The organism is Vibrio sp. 1167 (genome assembly GCF_033340375.1).
Classification (GTDB): domain Bacteria; phylum Pseudomonadota; class Gammaproteobacteria; order Enterobacterales; family Vibrionaceae; genus Vibrio; species Vibrio alginolyticus.
The window spans coordinates 235,305-260,578 of the sequence record NZ_JAWOWK010000002.1; the positions used below are offsets into that span (position 1 = coordinate 235,305).

25 protein-coding genes are annotated in these 25,274 nt (G+C 44.5%); 10 read left to right on the forward strand and 15 right to left on the reverse strand.

Annotated features, from left to right (window positions below):
* Positions 1-49: 49 nt before the first annotated feature.
* Together lpxH and R7Z78_RS04455 are read right to left on the reverse strand one after the other, a co-directional pair.
* Positions 50-787: a UDP-2,3-diacylglucosamine diphosphatase gene (gene lpxH / locus R7Z78_RS04450; RefSeq protein ID WP_005389817.1), complete on the reverse strand. Its 738-nt coding sequence runs from the start codon at positions 785-787 to the stop codon at positions 50-52.
* A 60-nt stretch (positions 788-847) separates the two neighbouring features.
* Positions 848-1,342, reverse strand: coding sequence for a peptidylprolyl isomerase (locus tag R7Z78_RS04455; protein WP_104975224.1), 495 nt, complete (start codon positions 1,340-1,342; stop codon positions 848-850).
* Between the two features lie 203 nt (positions 1,343-1,545).
* Here R7Z78_RS04455 and cysS point away from each other — a divergent pair, with 203 nt between their 5' ends.
* Both cysS and R7Z78_RS04465 read left to right on the forward strand, forming a co-directional pair.
* Complete coding sequence (gene cysS, locus R7Z78_RS04460) at positions 1,546-2,928, forward strand: cysteine--tRNA ligase (RefSeq protein WP_033905095.1); 1,383 nt, start codon at positions 1,546-1,548, stop codon at positions 2,926-2,928.
* An 87-nt stretch (positions 2,929-3,015) separates the two neighbouring features.
* Entirely contained in the window at positions 3,016-3,594 is a 579-nt protein-coding gene (locus tag R7Z78_RS04465) for a thymidine kinase (RefSeq protein ID WP_042522050.1), read from the forward strand.
* A gap of 60 nt (positions 3,595-3,654) precedes the next feature.
* On the opposite strand, the gene R7Z78_RS04470 is transcribed toward R7Z78_RS04465, so the two are convergent.
* Genes R7Z78_RS04470 through R7Z78_RS04480 form a run of 3 tightly spaced genes read right to left on the reverse strand, consistent with a single transcriptional unit; the run spans position 3,655 to position 6,018 of the window.
* Positions 3,655-4,293 (reverse strand): YdcF family protein, encoded by a 639-nt coding sequence (locus R7Z78_RS04470; protein WP_005389814.1) that lies wholly within the window; start codon positions 4,291-4,293, stop codon positions 3,655-3,657.
* Complete coding sequence (locus R7Z78_RS04475) at positions 4,290-5,117, reverse strand: NAD-dependent epimerase/dehydratase family protein (RefSeq protein ID WP_025766873.1); 828 nt, start codon at positions 5,115-5,117, stop codon at positions 4,290-4,292. The genes R7Z78_RS04470 and R7Z78_RS04475 overlap by 4 nt, the downstream gene beginning before the upstream one ends.
* Before the next feature lie 22 nt (positions 5,118-5,139).
* The gene (locus R7Z78_RS04480) at positions 5,140-6,018 is read right to left on the reverse strand and encodes a LysR family transcriptional regulator (protein ID WP_104975225.1); all 879 of its coding nucleotides are present in this window, start codon (positions 6,016-6,018) and stop codon (positions 5,140-5,142) included.
* A gap of 89 nt (positions 6,019-6,107) precedes the next feature.
* On the opposite strand from R7Z78_RS04480, the gene R7Z78_RS04485 reads away from it, so the two are divergent.
* Positions 6,108-6,554 carry a PACE efflux transporter gene (locus R7Z78_RS04485; RefSeq protein ID WP_042522041.1) on the forward strand — a complete coding sequence of 149 codons (447 nt, stop codon included), beginning with the start codon at positions 6,108-6,110 and terminating at the stop codon, positions 6,552-6,554.
* A 43-nt stretch (positions 6,555-6,597) separates the two neighbouring features.
* On the opposite strand, the gene R7Z78_RS04490 is transcribed toward R7Z78_RS04485, so the two are convergent.
* Positions 6,598-6,831, reverse strand: coding sequence for a TIGR02647 family protein (locus R7Z78_RS04490; protein WP_005378148.1), 234 nt, complete (start codon positions 6,829-6,831; stop codon positions 6,598-6,600).
* Between the two features lie 299 nt (positions 6,832-7,130).
* Here R7Z78_RS04490 and focA point away from each other — a divergent pair, with 299 nt between their 5' ends.
* Positions 7,131-7,991, forward strand: coding sequence for a formate transporter FocA (gene focA / locus R7Z78_RS04495; RefSeq protein ID WP_005378146.1), 861 nt, complete (start codon positions 7,131-7,133; stop codon positions 7,989-7,991).
* 85 nt (positions 7,992-8,076) lie between these two features.
* On the opposite strand, the gene R7Z78_RS04500 is transcribed toward focA, so the two are convergent.
* Together R7Z78_RS04500 and R7Z78_RS04505 are read right to left on the reverse strand one after the other, a co-directional pair.
* Positions 8,077-8,214, reverse strand: coding sequence for a hypothetical protein (locus tag R7Z78_RS04500; protein ID WP_005378145.1), 138 nt, complete (start codon positions 8,212-8,214; stop codon positions 8,077-8,079).
* 354 nt (positions 8,215-8,568) lie between these two features.
* On the reverse strand, positions 8,569-9,381 hold the full coding sequence (locus tag R7Z78_RS04505; protein WP_104975227.1) for an ABC transporter permease: 813 nt from the start codon (positions 9,379-9,381) through the stop codon (positions 8,569-8,571).
* A 462-nt stretch (positions 9,382-9,843) separates the two neighbouring features.
* Here R7Z78_RS04505 and torE point away from each other — a divergent pair, with 462 nt between their 5' ends.
* The 4 genes from torE to R7Z78_RS04525 all read left to right on the forward strand — a co-directional run bounded on the left by torE (position 9,844) and on the right by R7Z78_RS04525 (position 15,685).
* A complete protein-coding gene (torE, locus tag R7Z78_RS04510; RefSeq protein ID WP_005378141.1) occupies positions 9,844-10,023 on the forward strand; it encodes a trimethylamine N-oxide reductase system protein TorE in 180 nt (59 codons plus the stop codon).
* Between the two features lie 50 nt (positions 10,024-10,073).
* Positions 10,074-11,258, forward strand: coding sequence for a pentaheme c-type cytochrome TorC (gene torC, locus R7Z78_RS04515; RefSeq protein ID WP_005378139.1), 1,185 nt, complete (start codon positions 10,074-10,076; stop codon positions 11,256-11,258).
* 26 nt (positions 11,259-11,284) lie between these two features.
* Complete coding sequence (gene torA, locus R7Z78_RS04520) at positions 11,285-13,747, forward strand: trimethylamine-N-oxide reductase TorA (RefSeq protein ID WP_005378138.1); 2,463 nt, start codon at positions 11,285-11,287, stop codon at positions 13,745-13,747.
* Between the two features lie 198 nt (positions 13,748-13,945).
* Positions 13,946-15,685, forward strand: a complete 1,740-nt coding sequence (locus tag R7Z78_RS04525; protein ID WP_104975228.1) for a glycoside hydrolase family 36 protein — start codon at positions 13,946-13,948, stop codon at positions 15,683-15,685.
* Positions 15,686-15,762: 77 nt separating this feature from the next.
* Here R7Z78_RS04525 and R7Z78_RS04530 read toward each other — a convergent pair whose 3' ends face one another.
* On the reverse strand, positions 15,763-16,977 hold the full coding sequence (locus tag R7Z78_RS04530) for a putative manganese transporter (RefSeq protein WP_005378133.1): 1,215 nt from the start codon (positions 16,975-16,977) through the stop codon (positions 15,763-15,765).
* A gap of 186 nt (positions 16,978-17,163) precedes the next feature.
* Here R7Z78_RS04530 and R7Z78_RS04535 point away from each other — a divergent pair, with 186 nt between their 5' ends.
* Both R7Z78_RS04535 and R7Z78_RS04540 read left to right on the forward strand, forming a co-directional pair.
* On the forward strand, positions 17,164-18,069 hold the full coding sequence (locus R7Z78_RS04535) for a manganese-dependent inorganic pyrophosphatase (RefSeq protein ID WP_017634678.1): 906 nt from the start codon (positions 17,164-17,166) through the stop codon (positions 18,067-18,069).
* 68 nt (positions 18,070-18,137) lie between these two features.
* A complete protein-coding gene (locus tag R7Z78_RS04540) occupies positions 18,138-18,527 on the forward strand; it encodes a DUF2750 domain-containing protein (protein WP_005378129.1) in 390 nt (129 codons plus the stop codon).
* Between the two features lie 85 nt (positions 18,528-18,612).
* Here R7Z78_RS04540 and R7Z78_RS04545 read toward each other — a convergent pair whose 3' ends face one another.
* The 6 genes from R7Z78_RS04545 to pspF all read right to left on the reverse strand — a co-directional run bounded on the left by R7Z78_RS04545 (position 18,613) and on the right by pspF (position 25,064).
* Positions 18,613-19,404, reverse strand: a complete 792-nt coding sequence (locus tag R7Z78_RS04545) for an ATP-binding cassette domain-containing protein (protein WP_005393308.1) — start codon at positions 19,402-19,404, stop codon at positions 18,613-18,615.
* Complete coding sequence (locus R7Z78_RS04550; RefSeq protein ID WP_005378126.1) at positions 19,401-20,396, reverse strand: oligopeptide/dipeptide ABC transporter ATP-binding protein; 996 nt, start codon at positions 20,394-20,396, stop codon at positions 19,401-19,403. Before R7Z78_RS04550 ends, R7Z78_RS04545 begins: the two co-directional genes overlap by 4 nt.
* Complete coding sequence (locus R7Z78_RS04555; RefSeq protein WP_005378123.1) at positions 20,396-21,283, reverse strand: ABC transporter permease subunit; 888 nt, start codon at positions 21,281-21,283, stop codon at positions 20,396-20,398. The genes R7Z78_RS04550 and R7Z78_RS04555 overlap by 1 nt, the downstream gene beginning before the upstream one ends.
* On the reverse strand, positions 21,270-22,232 hold the full coding sequence (locus R7Z78_RS04560) for an ABC transporter permease (RefSeq protein ID WP_005378122.1): 963 nt from the start codon (positions 22,230-22,232) through the stop codon (positions 21,270-21,272). Before R7Z78_RS04560 ends, R7Z78_RS04555 begins: the two co-directional genes overlap by 14 nt.
* Positions 22,232-23,851: an ABC transporter substrate-binding protein SapA gene (sapA, locus tag R7Z78_RS04565; protein ID WP_017820870.1), complete on the reverse strand. Its 1,620-nt coding sequence runs from the start codon at positions 23,849-23,851 to the stop codon at positions 22,232-22,234. Before sapA ends, R7Z78_RS04560 begins: the two co-directional genes overlap by 1 nt.
* A 205-nt stretch (positions 23,852-24,056) precedes the next feature.
* Positions 24,057-25,064 carry a phage shock protein operon transcriptional activator gene (pspF, locus tag R7Z78_RS04570; protein WP_017820869.1) on the reverse strand — a complete coding sequence of 336 codons (1,008 nt, stop codon included), beginning with the start codon at positions 25,062-25,064 and terminating at the stop codon, positions 24,057-24,059.
* Between the last annotated feature and the right edge of the window lie 210 nt (positions 25,065-25,274).

Consider the following 25,274-nt stretch of genomic DNA (forward strand, 5'->3'; position numbering starts at 1 on the left):
TACAAAATATCTACGACTTGAGCGTGAATCTTCTACACGCTCTACATGCTTAACGCAAATTCTGTATGAACGGTCTCGTTTGTAGGTCAAAACTATCAGAATTTACTTTTAAAACTGAGCCTTGCGTATACCAATCCCCTAAAACAATTCGGGTCTTTTTAACGCCATCGACGTCAAAAAAATGTGTGTTCGGGCGATGTGTGTGACCATGAATCATTAAGTTGACGCAGTTCTGAGACATCACTTTCTCGACCTCATTTTGGTTGACGTCCATGATATCTAATGACTTGCTCATTTTATCATCACGAATATCGGATTGAACTTTTGAGACAATTTTCTTCTTAATGAACCAAGGAATACGGTTAAACAACCATTGTAGCCATGGCTTGTGAACGGTTTTTCTAAACTCTTGGTATTTCACATCGTCAATGCAGAGCGTATCGCCATGTAGGATTACGGCTTTTTGACCATAAAGATCAATCGTGCAGACATCGTCGAGTAATGTCATACCGGTTTCTTTGCAAAAGCGTTTGCCGAGTAAAAAATCTCGATTGCCTTGGATGAAAAAAGTTGGCACACCCGCATCCGTCAGTGCTTTAAATTCTGCACGGATTTGGTCTGCAAAAGGGGTGTTGTCATCGTCACCAATCCAGAACTCAAACAGATCGCCGAGTACATAAAGTGCATCAGCTTTTGTTGCTTCTGTTCGCATGAACGTCACAAAACATTCCGTGATATCAGGACGTGATGGGGTAAGGTGAAGATCGGAAATAAATAATGTCGTCATAGAAATAAGGGGAAGCTATGCCTCCCCATTAACTTATCTTTTAAAAATAATTCCTAAGAATTACTCTTCAATTGTTGTACCAGTGATTACTACGTCTTCTAGAGGTACGTCTTGGTGCATGCCGTAAGAACCAGTGCTAACGCCTTTGATCTTATTTACGATGTCCATGCCTTCGATTACTTCACCGAACACACAGTAACCCCAACCGTCTAGGCTTTCGCTACGGAAATCTAGGAATGTGTTGTTGTTTACGTTGATAAAGAACTGAGAGCTTGCTGAATGCGGCTCCATAGTACGCGCCATAGCAAGTGTACCCACTTTGTTGCTTAGGCCGTTGTTTGCTTCGTTCTTGATAGGTGCACGTGATGCTTTTTCACGTAGACCAGGTTCCATGCCACCACCTTGGATCATGAAACCGTCAATAACACGGTGGAAAAGCGTGTTGTCGTAAAAGCCATCGCGGCAGTACTGAAGGAAGTTTGCGCTAGTCTCTGGCGCTTTCTCTTCGTTTAGTTGAATCTTGATGTCACCAAAATTAGTGTGAAGGGTGATCATGCTACTTTCCTTTACTGTGTTGTGTTGAGCCCGAGATTCTAGCCTAAGTTCTAGTGCTTTAAAAACTCAGGAAGAGGAAATTCTTCGTTTTGTGCTTGAAGTTTAGCCGATTATCGTTTTATCGGTTAATTGCTATTACCTAACCAGGTCGGAGTTGATATACTCGACCTTCTTTTATTCATTCACAATCATAGATAGAGATCATGTTAAAGATATATAACACACTCACAAGACAGAAAGAGGAATTCAAACCAATTACAGCTGGCAAAGTCGGCATGTATGTCTGTGGAGTTACCATCTACGATCTCTGTCACATTGGTCACGGTCGTACTTTCGTCTCTTTTGACGTTGTATCACGTTACCTTCGCTACTTGGGCTACGATCTGACGTTTGTACGTAACATCACAGATATCGACGATAAGATCATCAAACGTGCCGCAGAAAATGGTGAGTCTTGCGATTCATTGACTGAGCGTTTGATTGGTGAAATGCACGCTGATTTTGATGCGCTGAACATGAAACGTCCGGACGTTGAACCTCGTGCGACACAGTTTATTGCTGAAATCATCGAATTGGTTGAGAAGCTAATCGAGCGCGGTTTTGCATACGTTGCAGATAACGGTGACGTAATGTTTGAAGTGGGTAAGTTCAACGAATACGGCAAGCTTTCTAAGCAAGACCTTGATCAGCTTCAAGCTGGCGCGCGCGTTGATATCGAAACAGCAAAACGCAGCCCTCTAGACTTTGTACTTTGGAAGATGTCTAAGCCAGGTGAACCAACGTGGGAGTCACCATGGGGTCCAGGTCGTCCAGGTTGGCACATAGAGTGTTCAGCAATGAACTCTTCAATCCTAGGTAACCACTTCGACATTCACGGCGGCGGTTCTGACCTTCAGTTCCCACACCACGAAAATGAAATCGCACAATCATGCTGTGCACACGATACACAATACGTGAACACATGGATGCACAGCGGCATGGTAATGGTAGACCGTGAGAAGATGTCTAAATCTCTAGGTAACTTCTTTACTATCCGTGACGTTCTTGGTCACTACGATGCTGAAACAGTGCGTTACTTCCTAATGTCTGGTCATTACCGTAGCCAGTTAAACTACAGCGAAGATAACCTAAACCAAGCACGTGCTTCGCTTGAGCGCCTGTACACATCTCTACGTGGTTTAGACCTAAACGCTGCGCCTGCTGGTGGTGAAGAATACGTATCTCGCTTCACTGCAGCGATGAACGATGACTTCAACACACCAGAAGCGTACTCAGTTCTGTTCGACATGGCGCGCGAAGTTAACCGTCTGAAAACAGAAAACCTAGAGAAAGCGAGCGAACTCGGTGCGCTAATGCGTGAACTAGCTGACGTGATCGGTATTCTTCACCAAGATCCTGAAGCCTTCCTAAAAGGTGATGCGGGTAACGATGATGAAGTGGCTGAAATCGAAGCTCTGATCAAGCTGCGTAACGACTCTCGTGCTTCGAAAGATTGGGCGAATGCAGATATGGCTCGTGACAAGCTGACCGAAATGGGCATTGTTCTGGAAGATGGTCCAGAAGGCACAACGTGGCGTCGTAAGTAATTGAATTTTCATTTTTAAAGGGCTGATAATTCAGCCCTTTTATTTTCCATTTCCATAAATTAAAACTTTAACTTTAGGTAATGCTCTGTGGCTCAGATGTATTTCTATTACTCAGCAATGAATGCGGGTAAATCAACAACGCTTCTTCAATCCTCTTTCAACTATCAAGAACGCGGCATGACGCCAGTTATTTTTACGGCTGCGCTAGATGATCGTTTTGGTGTCGGTAAAGTGAGCTCTCGTATTGGTCTTCAATCTGACGCACATTTATTTCGTCAGGATACCAATTTGTATCAAGAGATCGCAGATCTGAATGAGGTTGAAAAACGTCACTGTATTCTTGTTGATGAGTGTCAGTTCTTGTCGAAAGAACAAGTTTATCAACTTACTGAAGTCGTTGATAAGTTGCATATTCCAGTATTGTGTTACGGCCTTCGCACCGATTTTCTAGGCGAACTTTTTGAAGGCAGTAAGTATCTATTATCTTGGGCGGACAAGCTGGTTGAGCTCAAAACAATCTGCCATTGCGGCCGCAAAGCGAATATGGTTATTCGTACCGATGAACACGGCGTGGCAATTAAAGAAGGCGATCAAGTTGCGATCGGCGGTAACGATAAGTATGTCTCCGTATGCCGCCAACATTACAAAGAAGCACTCGGTAAATAAGCCGTATTGATACAGAAAAGCCACCGAACTTGGTGGCTTTTTGTTGTCGGTTAGAAAAAGTTAGACTAAGTCAAAACCAAACCGCTCGAGTAAAACCTGGTAAGAAGATTCGACTTGCTGAGGGATGTTCTGCTCGGTTTGAAATCCTTTCTCTGGATAGCTTTTTACGCGAGAGAAATCTTCCATTAGTGCTTCTAGCACCATCATTAATGGCATGTCTTCATTAATGTATTCAAAAAATGGAAGAGCCGCAGAGCTTACTTGGAGCTGAGTGTAGGGTGACTGCCACTGTTTTTCAAATGTCGCGATTGCTCTACGCTCCATAAACGGTTTTTGTACCAGAATAAACGAGGAACACTGTTTTCCTTCCTCTTTTAATCGTTGCTCAGTAAAGCGAACGTTTTCTCCACTGTTTGTGGATTTAGTCTCGAGCAAAATTGCTTCACTTGGAACGCCCGACAACTTTGCAATCTCGGCAAAGGTTTCTGCCTCGCTTTTTTCAAACAGTCCATCTGTGAAGCGACCTTCCCCCCCTGAAAATACAATCAAAGGTGCCAACTTTTGGTGGTAGAGCTTGGCAGCGTGCTCCGCTACACGCACATCATTACTGCACATCACAAACAAACAGTCCGCAGGTTTCAGTTCATGTTTGAGTTGCATGTAATCCCAAAGCGTTTCTATATGTCTATAGAGTCTCATAGCGCATCCAAAGTTGAATTGAAGTGAAATCGATAACCAAGTGAGAGTAGTTTGTCAGCAAGAATACGCTTGTCAGCTTGCTCTGTGACGGGTGGAAGAGGTATCTCACTTCCGATTTTGTTTATGGCAGCTTGGTAGAACTCAGCCTTGCTGACAGTATGAGGTGTAGTAACGTTAATGACTTGGTTGCTTAAATTGCCTAAGGCAAATTTCGCAGCCGAGACAGCATCATCTTGATGAAGCATATTAGCTGGTGCTTTACGACTAACTTGTTGAAGCCTTGCTGCAAAGCGAGATGGGTGTCTATCTGGCCCGATTAATCCGCTACAACGTAGAATAACAAAGTTAATATTCGAGTCGATAACATGCTGCTCTGCTTGAAGCATAATACGTGCATTGTCAGAGAAATAAGGGCTTTCGGCTGCTAAAGAGAGTGACGCGTCAGCTTCTTCCATATCGGAAGCAAGGTTAGGGTAAACCGTGGTAGAGCTGATCATGAGAAGTTTTTCAACGTTGTTTTGCTTAGCTGCGTTGGCAAGTATTTGCCATTGCTGTGCATATTCTTGACCGCGTCCTTTACGAAATCCTGGAGGAAATGCACCGATAACGTGCGTAATTTGATGCTGTTTGAGCAGCTCATCTAGCCGTGCTGTGGCGTTCAATTGATTGAAATCGAACAATGCGGAGTGAGTTAATGAGGTGGGTAACTCTTTTAATCGAGTTTGGCTACGACGAGTGACGACAACATAGTGTCCATCTTTCATCAATGTTTCTGCTAGCGGAGTTCCGAGCCAGCCTGCACCTACGATCAATGTATTTGCCATTTGGGTCTTCCTACTTACTTACTTATGTCTGCCCGAATAGGGTGAGCAGTTCTGCTTTGGCTTGTTGATGGAGGGGATCTGAATGCCATTTCTGGTGCTGAATAAGGTCAACATTGACTTGCCAAGCCAGTTTTGTGAAATCATCCCGAACCTTTTTTAATGTATTAGGTGAATACGCGACTAAATGCTGTGGTAGAAAGCACCAACCAAACCCTTTATTCGCCAATTCCAACAAAATATAGTAGTTATCAGCGTACCAGATATCTGGGCTAAATGCTTGATTGAGACCACATGGCTCTGCACTTTTGGATCGTATGACCAATTGACGATGTTGTTTTAGTTGATCAATGTGAGTGATTTGCTGCTTTGCTAAAGGATGTGTTGAAGAGACATAGACATCAAATGCAATATTGCCAAGATTGGTGAAATCGATGTGCCTTGGCATTTGTAAATCACTCAAAATAATCCCAGTCGTGGCGCGTTCCGACTTAACCAATTCAATGATATCAGGGCTTGATGCCGTTAAGCATTCAACTTGTAAGTGTGGAAAGCGTTGCTCTAACTTCTTTAGCACATCCGGCAAGCGAGTCAGAGGAATCCCTTCATCAATAGCTAAGACTAATTTGTTCGTTGGCGTGGAAAAGAGCTGTGATGCCCTATTGTTTAGGCGGTCGAGTTGGCTGATTGTTGCTTGTGCATAAGGTACGAGCGCGAGGCCATTCTCAGTTAATTTAGGGTACCTGCCTGATCGATCAAAAAGCTCAACGCCACAGTCGATCTCCATATTCATGATGTGCTGGCTCACTACAGATTGAGCTCGCCCCAGTTTTCTAGCTGCTCCTGAAAATGATCCTGCTTCTGATGTAGCAATAAAAGCTTGCAGTTGTTCGATGGTAAACATATCGCTTAAATCGATGGTATCTAACTTTTGGTTATCTAAATAATAGATAAAATTCTAAGCATTGAGTAGAACTATTTGGACAGAGAAATATGACTCGTAACGAACGAATTTTTCATGCAGTACTTTTTGAGTTAATCGCACTCGCGATTATTGTACCAGCGGCTTCATTGATCACTGGAAAGGGCTCTAGTGATCTTGCGTTGGTTGGGGTCGGGTTGAGCATGTATACCGTGATATGGAACTACATCTACAACTTGTACTTTGATAAGTGGTTTGGTGACAATCGAGCTGAGCGAAGTTTAGCGATGCGGCTTGGACACACTATTGGTTTCGAGGGAGGATTAATCTTTATCTCTCTACCTGTGATTGCCTGGTTCTTAGAAATTACGCTTCTTCAAGCTCTGATGCTGGAAGCCGGCTTCCTCGTTTTCTTCCTATTTTATGCCACTGGTTTTAACTGGTTGTATGACAAGGTTCAACCATTTAGCAAAATGAAAAAGCGATTATTGCCGCAGGCATCGACAGGAAAAATATAGGACTAAAAAACGCCACCGAGTTCGGTGGCGTTTTTTGTTCAAATTACACAGACAAAACTCTTAAAATCTTATCTGCATGTTCTGCAACTTCAATGCCTTCGTCTGTTAGATAACCACCGTCAGGCTGTGTACAAAGTTGCTTCTCATATAGACGAGCAACGGCTGCCTGCATTTCTTCTGACGCGTCTGTATGAACTTTAATACCAGTTGCAGCACTACTTAGGTCGAACTGAAGAAGTAGATTCAATTCGGCGATATGTTCAGCTGAATATTTCATAAATGATTCCTTTGCGCTTTTTTTACCAAGCTAGTCTGAAAAGTAGCGTTGGGCAACATTCAACGACAAGAAGTGTTAAGTATGGCGCTATCAGGCTGATATAACGCAGGATCTTTGTTCGAAAGGCCGAATACTTGTTAAGTATCAATGATACTTACGGTAGCGAATGATAGGCGCTATTTATTGCTTGATCTCCCAATAACAACGATTTTAGTAAACACGCCAAATAGCACTTGAAAAAATAGGGAAATAGAGCGATTATCCGCGCCTCTTTAAATGTTTCTAAATGTTACACCAGAATGAACTTTAATCAGTTTGACTCACTATTACCGCCACAAGCTGCGGAACGCGCGGCTGAAGTGGGGGTAGGCAAAGCAACGAAAGCTCCAATCAAATCTTTTCTGCTCGCCATTTCTGCGGGGCTTCATATTGGTATTGCTTTCATCTTCTATACCACAGTAACGACAGGCGCAGGCGAGCTGCCTTGGGGCATTACACGACTCATTGGTGGTCTGGCATTTAGCCTTGGTTTGATTTTGGTGGTGGTTACTGGCGGCGAGCTTTTCACTAGCTCTGTGCTGACACTAGTTGCGCGTGCGAGTGGAAAAATCTCTTGGCAAGCACTTATCAAAAACTGGTTGGTGGTTTACTTTGGCAATATGGTTGGGGCCATTTTGCTCGTGGCCTGTATGCTAGTTACCAAGCAATATATGTTTGATCATGGCCAAGTTGGTCTTAACGCGATGGCGATCTCCCAACACAAATTACATCATGGTTTCTTTGCTGCTGTTGCGCTTGGCATTATGTGTAACGTATTAGTTTGTATTGCAGTTTGGATGACGTTTAGTGGGCGAACATTGACAGATAAAATAGCGGTCATGATTTTGCCTGTGGCTATGTTCGTGTCGGCAGGTTTTGAGCACTGTATTGCGAACATGTTCCAAGTACCTATGGCGATTGGTATTAAGTACTTTGCGCCAGAAGCGTTTTGGCAAATGACAGGGGCAGATATTGCAAACTACGCGGACTTAAACATGATGGGGTTCATCGTAAACAACCTAATTCCTGTTACGATAGGAAACATTATTGGTGGTGGCGTATTTGTTGGCATGTGGTATTGGATGATTTATCTACGCGATGAAGATAACCATTTGCGATAAGTTTAGAAGATCACAAGAAAGGCGAACCAGATGGTTCGCCTTTCTTTTTATTTGTCTCTGCAAATGTCAAATAAGTCGAGTCATGCTAAATCAACTCTTCGTTGATGCCAAAATCGGTTGGGAGCCAATGAGAAGTTACTTCCTTTGGTTCTTGAACGAGCCAATCCAGAGGTGCATCGGACAGGAGTTCATCGTAATTTTCTTTGATCATTAAGACATCCATGTACGTCTCTCCAAGTTTGTGGTCACTGCCTTTACTATAAAATTAGAACATGTCAGTCACGTGATCAATGCATGACGATTCGATTGATCACTTATGTTGCTATGTTTCTGGTTGCGTATAGGTTTTGGGGGCTTATCCACATTTTCTGTGGATAACCTGTATCAAAGGTCGTGCGTATCTAAACTTGCAAAGAAAATTTCATAAAATTAGAGGCTTATATCAAAAAGAATTCTGCCTGACTTTTCATCTGAAAGCGTCTTGATGAGTGCTCGAAGAATAGTTGAGTTATTCAGTTATAAGTACGTTCGACTTGGCACCATAAGTTGTTTAACGGGCTTTACCCACAAGCGCCAACTAACCGTGAGTTTTGGTCGATTCGGGTTGCTCGATTTTTATCTTGATTCGGCCTTCTTTGGTTTGTACCCAGCGCAATGTCATTTCTAACGTTATGGTTACGGAGGCACTCAACATGACGAAAATAGCCAGCATAATTACTAACTGGTATTTAATCGCAACCATCGGGCTCGCGCCACCTAGAATTTGACCGGTCATCATACCCGGTAAGGTAACCAGCCCTGTAGTGGCCATAGAAGCTAAAGTCGGGGCAAGGGACTTTCTAAGAGCCTCCTGAATGAAGGGGAAGGATGCATAGCGAGGAGAGGCTCCAAGTGAGATAGCAGCCTCGTATTCTGATTGTCTCTGTTCAAAAGCCGTAAATAAATTCTGAAGAGCGATGATATTACCACTCAAGCTGTTACCCAATAACATACCAGCAAGTGGGATCATGTACTGCGCATTGTAAATAGGGGATGGTTGCACTAGGCCTGCTGTAATTGCAATCAGAAGTGGTATTAGACCACAGGTAAGGCCCGTTAGTAGCGGAAGCATAAGTGGCTTTTTAGGTAACTGAGCTTTTCCCGCAATTGAGCTGGCACCAATCAGTAGCATGATGGCAAGCCAAAGTATATTGACAAGTAAACTGTTTAATTGAAAAAGATATTCTAAATACACGCCAATCAATATGAGCTGAAATGTCATTCGGATAACACTGATTATCGTGTCTTTTGCTATCCCTAATTTGTAGCGGGCATTGATAAAGAAGGGGACCAATAAAATCAAACCAAACAGTGCCAGTTTGACCCAGCTTATATCCACCACGTTATCCATAATCGCTCCTTGAAAATACGCGAATAATTGTATCTAAGCCTCCCCTTTATATGAACCACTATGTGCACTTTTTGCTGTTCTTAAAGTAAACCTTGAGTGCTATTTTAGACATTAATACGCAGCATTCTGTTTACAAGTGGTTATCTTTTTCGGAGTTTTTAAGTCGATTTATGGCATGTTAATTACGATTTAAATGTGATCGATGTTTCTTAAATGTTGTTTATTTAACAACTCCTTAAAAGACTTATTTTGTCACATCTGTTCATGTTTTTTAATAAATAACATCAATCCATCATATCTCTGGATGAGCTCAAAAAAGTGTTGAATTACAAGGTCTGAGGTCGCTTATTTGATTGAACCCTACTATTAGTATGGTCTAACATTTTCCATTAGAGATTGTAAAAAACTTAAGCTTGGTTACGCGGGCTTTTCAATAACACTAGATACAAAATAGGCAAATGTATGAGTGATGTTAATAAAATTGAGAGTGGTGAAAAACGCTCCCTGGAGTGGAAGTCGTTCCTCTTCATTGCAGTTGTTCTCTTCCCAATTCTGAGTGTGGCCTTTGTTGGCGGCTACGGGTTCATCGTTTGGATGTTGCAAGTCTTCTTCTTTGGACCTCCAGGCGCGCACGGCATGTAAGCCAGTGAGCTCATAACCACACTTTTGAAAAGATTTTAAGAGAGCAAATAATGAAATCATTAATCATTAAACTGTGGCGTACTATGACGCGCCCAGCTGTACATATCAGCCTAGGTGTGCTGACTATGGGCGGCTTTATTGCTGGTGTTATCTTTTGGGGTGGCTTTAACACCGCTCTAGAAGCAACCAACACAGAAGAATTCTGTATTAGTTGTCACACAATGCGTGACAACGTGTACGTTGAGCTACAAGAAACGGTGCACTGGAAAAACCACTCTGGTGTTCGTGCTACCTGCCCTGATTGTCACGTTCCACATAACTGGACAGATAAGATCGCTCGTAAGATGCAAGCTTCTAAAGAAGTATTTGCACAAGTATTTGGCAACTACGACGAACCGGGTGTGTTCGAAGAGCGTCGTATCGAACTTGCTAAACACGAATGGGATCGTTTCTCGGCAAACAAATCTCTGGAGTGTAAAAACTGTCACAACTACGAATCGATGGATTTCGAGCAAATGTCTCCTACGGCTCGTATCCAAATGAAGCAAGCCGCTGAGAAAGATCAAAGCTGTGTTGACTGTCACAAGGGTATTGCGCACAACCTACCAGCAGGCATGGACAGCATTGGCGGTATCGTGGGTGATCTAGAGGGTATGACTTCTAACACGGATTACGGCGTTGGTCAGCAACTCGTGAGCGTTCGTCACCTACCAATTTACTTTGATGCGCAAGGCAGTAAAGAAGCTGGTCTTCTTAATCCTGCATCGACCGTTAAAGTTCTTGAAGACAAAGGCGAGTTTGTTGAGATCGAAATTGACGGTTGGCGCAAAGCAAAAGGTTTTGGTCGTGTAATTCAAGAAGACTTCGGTAAGAACATTGCGACTGCGTCTCTGATGAAAGAAGCAGCAACAGACAGCAACATTGTGACGACTGGTGAGAAAAAAGTGGATGAGCTAACAGGCCTTCCTTGGGAAAAAGTAGCGGCGAAAGTATGGATTAAGAAAGAGTCTATGCTGAACGACATCAATCCTGTTTGGGAAAAATCTCGTGAAGCCTACAAGACCAATTGTTCTGTATGTCACACTCAACCTGCGGAAGCGCACTTCGACGCGAACACCTGGCCAGGTATGTTCGACGGTATGTTGGCGTTCGTTAACCTAGATACAGACAGTGAAGCACTGATCTTGAAGTATCTACAGAAACACTCTTCAGATTATGCTGAAGGTCACCATTAATAAGCGTCGGATTGGAGTAATTTTAAATGGCTATTACACGAAGAAGTTTTCTTAAAGGTGTAGCAACCACAAGTGCAGCGTCAGTAATTGGTCCTAGCTTATTGGCATCCGCCTCTGCAAATGCCGTTGAGACGACAGGTACTTGGAAAGTAACCGGTTCTCATTGGGGCGCGTTCCGCGCCCACATCTACGCGGGTAAAGTTCAAGAGATCAAGCCGCTAGAGCTAGACAAAAACCCAACAGAAATGTTGAACGGCATTAAGGGTATTATCTACAGCCCTTCACGTGTTCGTTACCCAATGGTTCGTCTAGATTGGTTGAAGAAACATAAATACAGCGCGGATACTCGCGGTAACAACCGTTTCATCCGAGTAACTTGGGATGAAGCGCTAGACTTGTTCTACCGTGAGCTAGAACGTATTCAAAAAGACTACGGCCCATGGGCGCTGCATGCAGGTCAAACAGGTTGGAACCAAACGGGTTCGTTTAACAACTGTACTGCGCACATGCAACGTGCAGTAGGTATGCATGGCAACTTCATCACTAAAGTAGGTGACTACTCGACGGGTGCAGGTCAAACCATTATGCCGTACGTGCTAGGCTCAACCGAAGTTTATGCACAAGGTACGTCTTGGTCTGAGATCCTAGAAAACTCTGACAACATCGTTCTTTGGGCTAACGACCCAGTGAAAAACCTTCAAGTAGGTTGGAACTGTGAAACGCATGAGTCGTTTAAGTACCTTGCACAACTAAAAGAAAAAGTGGCGAAAGGTGAGATCAACGTTCTATCTGTAGACCCAGTGAAGAACAAAACTCAGCGCTACTTAGAGAACGATCACTTGTACATCAACCCGCTGACAGACGTAGCGTTCATGCTCGCTGTGGCACACGTGTTGTACAACGAAAACCTGTACGATAAGAAATTCATTGATACTTACTGTCTCGGCTTTGAAGAGTTCATTCAATACGTTCAAGGTAAGACAAAAGACAAAGTAGAGAAGACGCCTGAATGGGCAGCAGCGATTTGTGGCGTGAAAGCGGACAAGATCCGTGAATTCGCACGCATGCTAGTCAGCGGTCGTACACAGATCCTGATGGGTTGGTGTATCCAGCGTCAAGAGCACGGTGAGCAGCCATACTGGGCAGCGGCTGTGGTTGCTGCAATGGTTGGTCAAATCGGTCTACCTGGCGGTGGTATCTCTTACGGTCACCACTACTCAAGTATCGGTGTGCCTTCTACTGGTTTCGCGGGCCCTGGTGGTTTCCCTCGTAACCTTGACCAAGGTATGAAACCGAAGTGGGACAACAACGATTTTAACGGCTACAGTCGTACTATCCCAGTTGCACGTTGGATCGACTGTCTGCTAGAACCTGGCAAAGAGATCAACTACAACGGCGGTAAAGTGAAACTGCCAGACTTCAAGATGATGGTTATCTCGGGTTGTAACCCATGGCACCACCATCAAGATCGTAACCGCATGAAGAAAGCGTTCCGCAAACTTCAAACGGTTGTAACGATCGAGTTTGCTTGGACTGCGACATGTCGTTTCTCAGATATCGTTCTACCGGCGTGTACGCAATGGGAACGTAACGACATCGACGTATACGGTTCATACTCGAACAAAGGTCTGATTGCGATGCATCGCCTCGTTGATCCATTGTTCCAATCTAAGCCTGACTTCCAAATCATGAGTGAACTCACTCAGCGTTTTGGTCGCCGCGAAGAATACACTCGTGGTATGAGTGAGATGGAATGGATCGAAAGCCTTTACAACGATTGTAAAAAAGCGAACGAAGGTAAGTTTGAAATGCCAGAATTCAACGAGTTCTGGGAGAAGAGCGTACTAGACTTCGGTGAAGGTAAACCTTGGGTTCGTCATGCGGACTTCCGTAAAGACCCTGAGCTTAACCCATTAGGTACACCGTCTGGCTTCATCGAGATTACATCACGCAAGATCGGCCGTTACGGTTACGAACACTGTCAAGAGCACCCAATGTGGTTCGAAAAATCAGAGCGTTCACACGGTGGTCCTGGTTCAGATAAATACCCATTCTGGTTGCAGTCTTGCCACCCTGATAAGCGTCTTCACTCTCAAATGTGTGAGTCTGAAGAGTTCCGCGCGACTTACGCGGTACAAGGTCGTGAGCCGGTTTACATCAACCCAGCGGATGCCAAAGCAAAAGGCATCAAAGATGGTGATTTGGTACGTGTATTCAACGGTCGTGGTCAGCTATTAGCTGGTGCTGTTTTGACTGACAGCTACCCACGTGGCGTTATTCGTATCGAAGAAGGTGCATGGTACGGTCCTCTAAACGAGAAAGAAGGCGCAATCTGTACCTACGGTGATCCTAACACGCTAACGCAAGACATCGGTTCTTCTGAGCTTGCACAGGCGACTTCTGCGAACACATGTATCGTAGACTTCGAGAAGTTCACAGGTAAAGTGCCGCCAGTCACTTCATTTGGTGGTCCGATCGAAGTTGCTTAATTAGTGCAGTTTGCATAAATCGAAATACCAGCCTCAGGGCTGGTATTTTTTTATCAAAATTTCAGTGAGCGTTGTCTCAATAGTAACTTCATAACGTTAAACGAGACTGGTATTCGTGATGATGGTAACGAATTGGGTGAGACAAGCAGGAGATAATGCGCCAAGCTAAACAATAATAATTAAGTGAGTAGACCCTTTATGGCTCAGAGCATTCAATTAGCAAATCACACTGAGATCACTGTGAATAACAATGACTTCCAAGTTGAAGTCGAGGGTAATCAATTACATTTTTCTTTTGCTGGTCTCCACAATAAAACCTTTACCGACCGTGAAGTGTTGCTCGAAATGCCGTTTTTGTACGAGCACGAGGCCAACGTAATTGGGGATGGTTTTCAAATGTTGGCGCAAACGGCGGGAACGATCAATCACCCCGTTGATATTGGTCGCTGCCCAGACAATAATCCTTCTTATCGAATCTACCCTAAAGATGCCCCTAAGCGTTATTACAACTATTTAGTGGTGGAAGGTTCAGCGGGCTACACATTATTTGGCTTCACATCATGTCATCGCTTTGCAGGCTATTTTGATGTTGTGCTGCGTGATGGGCATTGGGTTTTATCAGCCGCAATTGATGGTGAGTTGACTCAAGTGGCGGATTGGGAAAGTAATCAACTTGAGTCCGTGGCGGTACTCTGCGGTCAATCACTGTCCGAGCTTTATCAAACCTATGGCGAGATGATTGCAGAGCATCATCCTGTTCGCCAAGGTGTGACACAAGATGCGCCTGTTGGTTGGTGTTCGTGGTACGCGTACTACGCAGACGTGACAGAGCAAAACATCATGCAGAACGTAGATTGCATGCAAGATAAGCTCGAAGACCTAGAGTGGGTACTTCTGGATGATGGCTATCAAGCCTTTATGGGCGATTGGTTAACCCCATCAGATAAGTTTTCTGGTGGCGTAAAAGAGCTCATTCATAGTATCCGTGCAAAAGGCAAAAAGCCGGCGATTTGGATGGCGCCTTTCATTGCACAGCCTGAGTCGGAGATCTTCAAACAGCATCCAGATTGGTTTGTTCGCCACAAGGATGGTGGCTTACTTAAAGCAGAAGATGTCACATACGGTGGTTGGCGATGCACGCCTTGGTACATTCTCGATACCTCAAATCCAGAAGTGCAAGACCATCTGACGCATGTGGTCTCTGTCATGAGACAAGAGTGGGGCGTTGAGTTGTTCAAGCTAGACGCGAACTATTGGGGCACCTTAAAAGGTGTTCGTAAACAATCTGGTATTACAGGCGTTGAGGCGTATCGCTTAGGAATGGAAGCGATTGCTAAAGGCGCTGGTGATGCGTGGCTTTTAGGTTGCAACGCGCCAATGTGGCCATCTCTGGGACTTGTGGATGCAATGCGTGTTTCTGACGATGTAGAGCGTCATAGTCGTCGATTCGAGCAGATAGCCAGAGAAACCTTTTACCGTAGTTGGCAGCACCGAAAACTGTGGCAAATTGACCCGGATTGCGCGACATTCACTTCATTAGCTAATCAATCTGCATCCAGAGAAGAGTATGAATTTCATCGCACGGTGTTATTAGCGAGTGGTGGTTTGCTGCTGTCTGGCGACCCACTCCCTGAGATTACGCCGTTTGCTAAGAAGACACTGTCTAAGCTCATGTTACGTCAACAACGTAACCAACAATCTGCAAAGTTTACCGCTTTGAGTTTAAATCACGCCTTTTTAAAACTAACGACGAAGAATGACCTTCATTGTTTGTTTAATTATGCGAGTTACGGAGCGATGGAATTTACGCTGACGTCTGATCAACCGGTGGACTGGTATGATTACTGGACAGGGGAAAAGCTAAACCAAGAACCTTGCCAGTTGTTAATGGTGAGCGTTGATAAAGGGCTCAATGCGAAAGCGATCGTTACAGCATAACGTGAAGTAAATCGCCCAATACCAAGATCAAGAAAGGAGCCTATTGCGGCTCCTTTCTCGTTTTGATGCTCTGGGCGTTAGAACTCGAATAAAAAGTAATACCCGTATCCAACAATAAACGCAGGAATGGACGAATAAATAGTCGCGACCAAAGCAGCTTTCGGTGCCATAGCAATGGCGGGGAATAGGGCGTCACCATCGTTAGAAATCGCATTTGCCAATTGCGCCGAAAGTGGCGCTGCGCCAGAGATGTACAGGCTAGTGACTAAAATTTGCGGACCACAACCAGGTAGCATACCAATGGCTAAGCCAGCTAATGGCATCCATATCCCCCAATGAGAAAAGGTTTCTACAAGGTCGAGTCCAGAAAAATAGGTCGTCAGTTCAAACGCCAGAAAAGCGACGATCACCCAAGCACTGACGAAGTTTGTGTCTTGAGCCGCTTTTTGAATTGGATGCGAGTCCACAATTTTTTCATCTTCAGAGACCGTTGACTGATAATCGCCGAGCTCTTTTGTCATAGCCCACAACGACATTGTGATCACCGCGAAGATAGCGCCCAGCCATTCAATGGTGTTGGCTTTCAAAGATAGCAACTGATTAATATCGATTTGGAAAGACATTAACACAGCAACGACACTAGCAGGCACAATAAGCCATTTCCAAAATGCGCCTTGTAGATTGATTGCACGTTGTTCAAGAGGCGTGTGTCGGTCTGTCTGGTGTTGGCAACAAGCATGTGTCTGAGGTGCTTCTTTTGGTTCTGGTCGCAGAAAGTTATCAGCATGAAAAGCATTAACGACTAACCCTGAAAGAGTACCCACGATAATGCCTAATCCAACCACGCCTAATCCTACACTTGGTTTGGCGGCCAGAAGTAAAAAGGCAGCGTCACCCATTGTTGAAGTAAGTACCGCGACAATCGCACCAAATCCCACTCGGCCACTAATAAATTGCGTTGTCACAACAATAGCGCCACCACAGCCAGGCAAAGCACCCAATAAAGAAGCAAAGAAAACCTGATGATTACGCGAGCGATGATATAGCTCGGTAATTCGATTGGTTTTCGACATAAAGTTTGAAAGATAATGATAAATAGCCAATGTGGCAGCAACATAGCATGACACTGCCCAGAATGAGTCGGATAGCGTCTGTACGGCTACGTCACGTGTATTTTCATTGCCTAGCAAAATGAGCATGACGATAGGGATCAGCAATCGCTTATAAGCTAAACGAAACTGAGTAGGCTGAAACAACTGTTGTGCAGAGTGTAATAATTGGGTCGCGTTCATCGTTTACTCAAATGCAAATAGGAATAATTATCATTATATGTAAATGAGATTTATTCGCAATAGCATTGTGAACTTTTCTTCGTGTCAAACTCTCTGAAATCAGGTAAAGTATCGGCCTTTGTGAGCAAACACGCCCTAATTAACTGTATTAGGCGGCGTATAAAATTGACTTGAATAGGAAGAAACATGATTCTAGTTGTAGGTCATAAGAACCCAGACAGTGACAGTATTTGTAGTGCACTCGTTGCAACTGAACTTCTAAAAGCGCGTGGCGTTGAAGCTATGCCAATTCGCCAAGGCGAAATCAACCGTGAAACTCAGCACATCCTAGAAGTTGCTGGCGCTGAAGTTCCTGAGCTTCGCACATCAGTTGCGGGTGAGACCGTTTGGCTAGTAGATTACTCAGATCTAGCACAAGCACCAGACGATATCGCAGAAGCTGAAATTGCGGGTATTGTTGACCACCACCGTCTAGGTGACGTGATGACAGTAAACCCAATGGAAGCATGGATCTGGCCTGTTGGTTGTACCAACACTGTTCTATTCAACATGTTCAAGATTGAAGGTCACGCGATTACTCCACAAATTGCTAAGCTAATGATGTCAGCAATTCTATCTGACACAGTAGGTTTTGCTTCTCCAACTTGTACACAAAAAGACAAAGATGCCGTTGCTGAACTAGCGGCAATCGCAGACGTACAAGATGTTGACGCGTTCACTAAAGATCTTCTAATTGCTAAAACAAACATCGAAGGTCTATCAGCGGCTGAGCTTGTTGAGAAAGACCTTAAAGGTTACCCATTCAACGGTCGTGACGTAGTGGTTGGTCAGGTTGAACTTGCAACTCTTGAGCAAGTTGACGGTATGATCGAAGCACTAGAAGCAGACCTAGAATCTCGTTGTGAGAAAGATAACCTAGCGTTCGCTGCTGTAATGCTAACAGACATCACGACTGCTCAAACTCGTCTTCTATACAAAGGTGAGTGGGCTGAGAAGCTTGTTAAGCACGAAAAAGACGGCATGCTAATGATGGAAAACACGCTAAGCCGTAAGAAGCAAGGTTGGCCTTGGCTTCAAACTGAGCTAGCTTAATTTTCTAGCATATACTTTAAATGCCCGCCTAGCTGCGGGCATTTTTCTATGGGAAATAGGAGACGAATATGTCTGAGCAACTGACCCAAGAGCAGATGGATACCATTAATCGCTACAATGAAGAGCAACGTTTAAAGTACTGCGTAAAAGAGATTGTGGCGAATCGTAAGGTTTGGATTCTGAAAGACGAACATGGCTGTGTCATGTTAAATACAGAAGATGATGATTGTGTACCAGTATGGCCAAACGAAGAGTTTGCTTTGCAATGGGCGAATGGTGATTGGGAAGATTGCGAGCCTGAGGCAATCTCTTTAAACAAGTGGCACAGCCGTTGGACCTCTGGTCTAGAGGATGACGAGCTATCGATTGTTGTATTCCCAAATCAAAATGAAGAAGGGGTCGTATTGTTTCCTGACGAGTTTGATTTTGAACTGCGCAAACAAGCGAGCCGCCGTTAGCTTTTTGATTAGTACCCGTGCAAATGTAAAGAAGCCTGCGTTATAGCAGGCTTCTTTACATTTGCACGATTACATCTTTGATAAGCTATTTTGTTTGATGGCTTGGCGCTTTATAAAAGTGGCTTTCGACTAGTCGTTGAGTAATAGGATGCTCGGGATGAGTCAGTACTTGGTTGGTCTCGCCAAACTCGACCACTTCACCTTCATGCATCACCATCACTTTATCAGTAATATGCTTAACAATGCCAATGTGCTGAGACACGTACACAAATGACAATCCCATCTCTTCTTGCAACTCGAGGAATAAGTTAATGATCTGCGAGCGCATTGCCATATCCAAACCGTTTAACGCCTCATCAGCGACAATGATGGAAGGTTGAAGAATAAGTGCACGAGCCAAACACACGCGCTGTTTTTGACCGGCAGCTAGCATTTGTGGATAAAAATAGGCGTGCTCAGGCAGCAATCCTACGCGGAGTAGGGTGTTCTTTACACGCTGCATGCGCGCATCTGGCGGCATGTTGGTATTTCGCTTTAGCGGACCTTCTAAAATACGACCAATCTGGATTCGTGGGTTTAACGATGTGTTTGGATCTTGGAAAATCATGCGGATGAGCTTGCAGCGTGTCGCGTAATCTTTGTGCTCCAATCGTTCGCCATTCACACGGATCTCTCCGGAGCTTGGTTCAACAACGCCAGCAAGCATACGAGCTAGTGTGGATTTCCCTGACCCGTTTTGACCAATAAAACCAATAGTTTGTCCTGGCTCTAAAGTAAAGCTTACCGGTTTAACTGCCTCATTAACCTGACGTTTGAACAGACGGGAGCGCGTAACAAATTGCTTCGATAAATTATCGACTTCAAGTAACGCACTCATGACTTTTTCTCCGTGTTCAATGGAAAGTGGCAGTTAAATTTATGATTCTTAATTCGTCTGGTGTGTGGAATTTCTACACATTGTTTCTGCGCATATGGGCAACGTGGTCCGAGGCGACAACCGATAGGCAGATGCTGCAATGGCGGAATCGAGCCCGGTAGGGATTGGAGTTTTTGCTTGTGTGGTACCCAATCATTAAAGTCAGGCATCGCTTTAAGCAAGGCATCGGTGTACGGGTGCTTGGGTGCCGCAATGATTTTACTGGTATCGGCAGACTCCACCGACTGACCACAATACATTACCGTAATACGTCCTGCCCACTGTGTTATGGTCGCTAAGTCGTGGCCGATAAGCAAAATGGTTGTGTTATTAAGTTGGTTCATGCGGCTCAACAGACGCAAAATTTGCGATTGAGTAATCGGATCTAAGTCGTTGGTTGGCTCATCTGCGATCAGCAACTTTGGTTTGGTCGCTATCGCCATGGCAATCATGACTTTTTGACACTCACCATCAGTCAGTTCATAAGGGTAGCTACCCATTAAACGCTTGTGATCTTTAATACCCACTTTATGCAAAAGCGCGATGGCCTGTTTTTTACGCCATTTAAATCGCTCCCACCATTTCCCTTCAAATGCGCGAGATGGAATGGATTCAATCAATTGACGCCCGACTTCCTCTGAAGGGTCAAGACAAGTTGAAGGTTCTTGGAAAATCATCGCAATATCACGAGCAATGACGCGCCGACGCTCTTTTGGTGTAAGCTGAAGCAAGTCAATATTGCCAAGGCGCATACGGTCAGCGGTGATGCGCCAGTTATCTTTACTTACCCCGACAATCGCTTTTGCAACTAAGCTTTTCCCTGAACCAGACTCACCTACAAGACCACGAATTTCGCCTTCGTTCAAAGTTAGGCTCATTCGGTCAACGGCTTTGACCAACCCTTGAGGTGTTTCGATCTCAATGGTCAAATGTCGAATATCTAACAACGGCATTATTCGATCCCCGCATTAAGCGCTTGACGTACACCTTCACCTACTAAGTTTAGGGTAATAACAGTAAACATGATGGTCAGGCCGGGTAGGGTCACTGTCCAAGGTGCAATATAAATAAGCTCGACAGAGTCACCTAATATTGCTCCCCACTCGGTGCTTGGGGCCTGTGCGCCTAGGCCAAGAAAACCCAGTGCCGTAATATCTAAAATCGCAGCAGAGAGCGCGAGTGTGATTTCAGCGGCAATGACCGTCAGAATGTTAGGAAGAATTGAACTCCACAGTAAGTAGAAATCATTAGCGCCATCAAGGCGTGCTGCCATTATGTAGTCTTTTTCAACTTCGGTGTGGACTGCGATATAAACAGAGCGAATAAAACGCGGAATCAAAGCTAAGCAGATTGCGAGTAAAATATTGAACCCACCAAAGCCGAGAAATGCCACAAAAATGATTGCTAATAAGAGCGACGGGATCGACATGACGGTATCGAGCAAGTGGTTGAGAGTACTCGACAGTAAGCCTTTCGTCATACCTGCCAATACGCCAATTAAACAGCCTACAACGGCAGCAATTGCGGTGATGGCGACAGCAGCGCCAAATGTTAGCTGAGAGCCCATAATCAGGCGCGAAAGAATATCTCTACCTAAGTCATCGGTCCCCAAAAAGTAATCAACCGTTCCTGCTGGGGCCCATGATGGCGGCACAAGCAACTCACCTGACTGTGCTTGGGCGTCAAATGGTGCAAGTAGGGGCGCAAAAATGGTAATAAGGACGATAAACACCAAGCACCACAAGCCAAACATGGCTAGTCCGTTGGCGCGGTAGCTTCGCCAAAAACGCTCAAACTGTGTTGGAATGCGCTCTTCCTGATAAACGTTATTTGTTAGCATACCATTCCTTTCGAACTAAAGGGTTAATCATCGCGCCAATCAAATCCGAGAGTATGTTAGCGGTAAGAACCAAAGTCGCAAGTACCATCACGCCAGCTTGGATAGATGCATAGTCTTGGCTTGCTAGCGCATCTAAAAGCCAACGACCAATACCTGGCCAGTTAAAAATAGACTCCGTGATGATAGCTAAGGTAATCATACTCGAAAGTTGAACACCAACTTTGGGAATGATAGGCGGTATCGCATTCCGCAATACATGTTGAGTTACGATTTCGCGGTTCGAAAGACCTTTGATTCTCGCTGCACGGATGTAGTTTTGGCTCATCACTTCCGCTACCGAGGAGCGCATTAGTCCGACAACCTGGGTGGTTGGAGCCAAAGCGAGCACCAAACATGGCAGTACCATATGCTCAATAACGCTTTGCAGTGCGTGAGCGCGGTATTCGCCTTTCGCCATGAATGCGTCGATAATGGCAAACCCGGTTACATGATCAATTTCGTAAAGTAAATCATACCGTCCCGCAACGGGAAAGAGTTGGTATTCCAATGAAAAGACCATGATAAGTAGCAGAGCTACCCAAAAAATTGGGGCGGAATAACCAGACATCGACATGAATGAAATGCTGGTGTCGAGCCATTTACCTTGCTTCATCCCAGCCACGGTTCCAAGAGGAATGCCGATCAAAAGGGACACCAAAAAGGCAAAAAAGCACAGTTCCAAAGTGGCTGGGAATACAACGGCGAGCTCGTCGTAAATCGCATTGCCGTTTTTACTTATGCCAAAATCGAGTTGAGAAAGGTTGATTAAGTAAGTTTGCCAGCCAGACCAAAAATCAACGTTTGCCCAGTGCGAGAGAGGGTCAAGGCGAAGCAGAGAAAAACCTACTAATGTAAGGATCATCAAAGTGATGATAAATAGGTTAAAGCGTCGAACGGTATACCAAAACATCAGTGAATTCTCTCAACTCTATCAAACGGTTGGGCATTGAAAGGGCTTGATTTGAAGCCTGTCAGCGATTTGTCGTGCACACGGAACTGCACGCCATGCGCCAGAGGAATAACCGGGAACTCTTGATTCAAAATGTTCTGTGCTTGGCGATATAGGTTCAAACGGTAACGCGGTTCTTGAGTTTCTAACGCCAAATCGAGCAAGAAATCGAAGTCATCGTTACACCACATGGACACGTTAAGGCCAACGCGGTCAGACTCGCAAGATAATAAAGGGCGGAAAAAGTTGTCAGGATCCCCGGTATCACCAATCCAACCTGTTAAAAGTAAATCGATATCGTTGATGTTCTCCAAATCCACACGTTCAAACCTATCATCGGTCAGTAGCGTTAATTTAACCCCAATATCGGCAAAATTCGCTTGGATTAACTCCGCAGTCTTACGAGGGCTTGGGTTAAAAGCACGTGGTTCAAGTGGTACCCACATGGTCAATTCTAGGCCGTCTTCGTAGCCTGCATCTCGAAGTAGTGCCAATGCATAATTCCGGTCATAACGAATTTTTACGCTATCTTTTTGATAAGCCCATGAATTAGGTGGTAGCAAGGTATAAGCTTGGGAGCCAGTTCCGTAGTAAACCGAATCTAAAATATTTTGACGGTTGATCGCTAAGTTAAGTGCTTGGCGAACTCGAGCATCACTCAGCGCGGTGGTTTCTGTGTTTATCGCAATAAAGGAAACGTTGTTAGCTGGTGTAGCCGTCAGCTCAAGGTTGTCATTTTCTTGAATGACAGGTATTTGGCTCGAAATAGGTGAAGAGAGTACGTCACACTCGTTTCTTAAAAGTTTAGCTAATGTACCCGTGCCTCTGTGAGAGATATCGAACACCACTTGTTCCATTTTTGCTGGTGACTTCCAGTAATTAGAATGACGCTCTAATCGAATCAAGTCGTTCACTTGGTATTCTTTTAATTGATAAGGGCCGGTACCGATAGGAAGTTGGTCGATTTCTTCTTTATGATCTTTTGCAGCCAATTGCTGTCCGTACTCCGCAGACAAGATAACCGCATGGCTGGTGGCAATATTGGCCAAGAAAGAAAAGTTTGGCTGAGATAACGTAAACCTTACCGTATGCTCATCTATTGCAACCACGTCTTGGAGTAGGTTTTGAAAATCTAACCCTGCAAACCATGGATAAAAACCACCACCTACTTGGTGAAAAGGATGGTCTACATCGATGATTCGCTTGAAGCTAAATACCACATCTTTTGCATTCAATGGGCGAGTGGGTGTGAACCAAGGCGTGGTTTGGAATTTAACACCACGTTTAAGCTTAAACGTGTATTCCGTCCCTGATTCATTTACTGACCAACTCTCGGCGATGCTTGCCACGGGCTGATGTGATTTAGGATCGAGCGTGAGCAGCGTATCGTACAGCTGCGGGCTCAGAGCCTCTGCGGTAATACCGCTATCAATAAGCTGAGGGTTAAACGTGGTCGGCTTACCTTGCCCGCAAAACACAAAGCCAGCTTTGCGAATATCATTGTGGTCAATTTCATCGCCACAAGCGGTCAGTAGGCTAATCCCAATAAGGCTCAGCGATAATCTTATAAAAGCATTCATAATATGAAATGTTCATTGGATCTTGCTCGTTTCGTTTGATCTTACTCTTTCAAAGCTAACAAGCGAAAATGATCTCGCTAATTTATCACCTTTGTGAACTCGCTCCAAACATAAAATCCATACACTGTAAGGTGTTATGCCATAAATGCATGCGAATTAGAGCGCAGTCACGAGCTCGTGTATTGATTGAGTACTCTCGGTCAAGTTAGCTTTGTCCGACCAAACCATATTTTCTAACCATCCCTCGTAATTGGTGATAGCTCAAGCCAAGTAGCTCGGCTGCTTGTCGTTGATTAAACTTGGCTTCTTCCAATGCACGATTGAGTAAATGGATATCTTGTTCCTCTTGCCATTGTTTATAGTCTAGAGGGAATTGGATGGTGTTGCTTGATGCTTCCTCTTCTTGTTGCTCTGCTTGTTTTGCACTATGGCCAAGCGCGCTGTGCCAAACCGTTTCAAAAGGATTGAAAACCAGTTCATCAATTGGGTGAGCATTCAGACCATGTTGGTAAATCGCACGTTCAATCACGTTTTTTAGTTCGCGGACGTTACCGGGCCATTCATATTCAATAAGCGACTGCTGCGCTTTTGGGGTAAAACCGACAAAGTATTCCAGTTGCAGTTCACGACACATTTTCATCGCGTAGTGCTCTGCTAAAGAGAGAATGTCTTCTTTGCGCTCGCGAAGAGGCGGTAACATAATGACATCGAAGGCTAGCCTGTCGAGCAGATCTGCACGAAAATCACCTTGCTCTGCCAATTTTGGTAGGTCGGCATTGGTTGCACAAACAAGTCGAACATCCGCATTGAGAGCGGTATGACCGCCAACTCGCTCATATTCACCATATTCAATGACACGTAATAGCTTTTCTTGAACTAAAAGTGGTGCGGTTGCCAGTTCGTCAAGAAACAAAGTACCGCCCTCGGCACGCTCGAAACGCCCTTTATGCTTACCTTTAGAGCCCGTGAAGGAGCCGGATTCATGTCCAAACAATTCGGAATCTATTAGCCCTTCGCTTAATGTCGCACAGTTGAGTGATAGTAGTGGTTTATCCCAACGTCTTGATAAATAATGCAAACGCTGAGCGATGAGTTCTTTACCCGTACCTCGTTCACCAATGATGAGGACAGGGCGCTCAATGGGTGCAAGTTGTGATACTTTATCTAGTACAGCGAGAAAAGCAGGTGATTCACCAATCAGGTTTTGCTTCATAAAGTCCTTCTTATTTAACAGCCGAGCCATGATTTAGAGATAGAGTTGGTAAATTTCACCAACAGTTGGTGAAAAACATCATAGCACAATAGTGTGTAACGACAACAAAATGAATAACAATCTGATTTAAAAGAAAATTATAAGTTGGCACGTTACTTGTTATATATTCAGGGAGACACAAGGTTAATCACCACCTTGTCGAGTTTTAAT

Coding starts and splice junctions, on each gene's coding strand:
- R7Z78_RS04545 (WP_005393308.1), bottom strand. CDS start 19,404: ATGAGTGCGTTACTTGAAGTCGATAATTTATCGAAGCAATTTGTTACG.
- R7Z78_RS04530 (WP_005378133.1), bottom strand. CDS start 16,977: ATGAACGCGACCCAATTATTACACTCTGCACAACAGTTGTTTCAGCCT.
- R7Z78_RS04490 (WP_005378148.1), bottom strand. CDS start 6,831: ATGAAATATTCAGCTGAACATATCGCCGAATTGAATCTACTTCTTCAG.
- R7Z78_RS04500 (WP_005378145.1), bottom strand. CDS start 8,214: ATGGATGTCTTAATGATCAAAGAAAATTACGATGAACTCCTGTCCGAT.
- R7Z78_RS04525 (WP_104975228.1), top strand. CDS start 13,946: ATGGCTCAGAGCATTCAATTAGCAAATCACACTGAGATCACTGTGAAT.
- R7Z78_RS04505 (WP_104975227.1), bottom strand. CDS start 9,381: ATGGATAACGTGGTGGATATAAGCTGGGTCAAACTGGCACTGTTTGGT.
- pspF (WP_017820869.1), bottom strand. CDS start 25,064: ATGAAGCAAAACCTGATTGGTGAATCACCTGCTTTTCTCGCTGTACTA.
- R7Z78_RS04540 (WP_005378129.1), top strand. CDS start 18,138: ATGTCTGAGCAACTGACCCAAGAGCAGATGGATACCATTAATCGCTAC.
- R7Z78_RS04535 (WP_017634678.1), top strand. CDS start 17,164: ATGATTCTAGTTGTAGGTCATAAGAACCCAGACAGTGACAGTATTTGT.
- lpxH (WP_005389817.1), bottom strand. CDS start 787: ATGACGACATTATTTATTTCCGATCTTCACCTTACCCCATCACGTCCT.
- focA (WP_005378146.1), top strand. CDS start 7,131: ATGAACTTTAATCAGTTTGACTCACTATTACCGCCACAAGCTGCGGAA.
- sapA (WP_017820870.1), bottom strand. CDS start 23,851: ATGAATGCTTTTATAAGATTATCGCTGAGCCTTATTGGGATTAGCCTA.
- R7Z78_RS04550 (WP_005378126.1), bottom strand. CDS start 20,396: ATGCCGTTGTTAGATATTCGACATTTGACCATTGAGATCGAAACACCT.
- torC (WP_005378139.1), top strand. CDS start 10,074: ATGAAATCATTAATCATTAAACTGTGGCGTACTATGACGCGCCCAGCT.
- cysS (WP_033905095.1), top strand. CDS start 1,546: ATGTTAAAGATATATAACACACTCACAAGACAGAAAGAGGAATTCAAA.
- R7Z78_RS04555 (WP_005378123.1), bottom strand. CDS start 21,283: ATGCTAACAAATAACGTTTATCAGGAAGAGCGCATTCCAACACAGTTT.
- R7Z78_RS04470 (WP_005389814.1), bottom strand. CDS start 4,293: ATGAGACTCTATAGACATATAGAAACGCTTTGGGATTACATGCAACTC.
- R7Z78_RS04455 (WP_104975224.1), bottom strand. CDS start 1,342: ATGATCACCCTTCACACTAATTTTGGTGACATCAAGATTCAACTAAAC.
- R7Z78_RS04485 (WP_042522041.1), top strand. CDS start 6,108: ATGACTCGTAACGAACGAATTTTTCATGCAGTACTTTTTGAGTTAATC.
- R7Z78_RS04480 (WP_104975225.1), bottom strand. CDS start 6,018: ATGTTTACCATCGAACAACTGCAAGCTTTTATTGCTACATCAGAAGCA.
- torE (WP_005378141.1), top strand. CDS start 9,844: ATGAGTGATGTTAATAAAATTGAGAGTGGTGAAAAACGCTCCCTGGAG.
- R7Z78_RS04560 (WP_005378122.1), bottom strand. CDS start 22,232: ATGTTTTGGTATACCGTTCGACGCTTTAACCTATTTATCATCACTTTG.
- R7Z78_RS04475 (WP_025766873.1), bottom strand. CDS start 5,117: ATGGCAAATACATTGATCGTAGGTGCAGGCTGGCTCGGAACTCCGCTA.
- torA (WP_005378138.1), top strand. CDS start 11,285: ATGGCTATTACACGAAGAAGTTTTCTTAAAGGTGTAGCAACCACAAGT.